Source organism: Pelomonas sp. CA6 (assembly GCF_022549225.1).
In the GTDB taxonomy this organism is placed as follows: domain Bacteria; phylum Pseudomonadota; class Gammaproteobacteria; order Burkholderiales; family Burkholderiaceae_C; genus Roseateles.
In genome coordinates, this window is the sequence record NZ_JAKZFD010000044.1 from 1 (window position 1) to 698 (window position 698).

The 698-nt window shown below is 72.2% G+C and carries 2 protein-coding genes; both read right to left on the bottom strand.

Annotation, left to right across the window (positions count from 1 at the left end; all coding sequences use genetic code 11):
* Positions 1 to 437: condensation domain-containing protein (locus LZ017_RS22200; protein ID WP_308194098.1), on the bottom strand; the 437-nt coding region annotated here is incomplete at its 3' end.
* Positions 434 to 698, bottom strand: a 265-nt coding sequence (locus LZ017_RS22205; RefSeq protein WP_277604853.1) for a phosphopantetheine-binding protein, incomplete at its 5' end; no start/stop codon positions are given. The genes LZ017_RS22200 and LZ017_RS22205, both read right to left, overlap by 4 nt.

Sequence of the window (698 nt, forward strand, 5' to 3'; positions counted from 1 at the left end):
TGCAGACGGGCCTCGGCGTCCTCGTCCGCCGACAGGTCGTGTTGCAGCAGCACGAAGTCCGCGTGGGCGGCGACGCACTGCAGCACCTCGCCGTCGCGCGCCACGAAGCGCGTGCGCAAGGCTTCGTGGCGCTGCACCAGGCGGCGCAGCGCGCCGCGCAGCGCGACCGGATCCAGCACGCCGCGAAGCCGCAGCGCGCAGGGGATGTGGTAGGCCGCGCTGCCCCGCATGTCGCCGTCGCTGTCGCCGGCCAGGGTTTCGATGAACCACAGGCGCTGCTGCGCGTGCGAGGCCGGAAACTCGGGGCCGGGCTGCGTGCGCCGCGCCAGCGGCGCTTGCGCGCCGGCACCGCTGCGCGAGAGCTTCGCGGCGCGGGCACGGGCCAGCAAGGCCTGCTTGTCGGCCGGGTCCAGGTCTTCCAAAGACGACTTGTTCACGCTTGATCCTTCAGCTCAGACAGCACGGTCGCGAGTTCGTCGGCGTCATAGCCCGCCAGCTCGCGGTCGACCACCACCTCGGCCAGCCGCGCCAGCCGCGGATGGGCGAACACATCAACCAGCGAGATCTCGGTCTCCCAGAGCCGGCGCATCCGGGCCAGCAGCTGGGTCGCCAGCAGCGAATGCCCGCCCAGCTCGAAGAAATGGTCGTGGCGGCCGACACGCTCCAGCTGCAGCAGCTCGGCCCACAGCGCCGCGAGC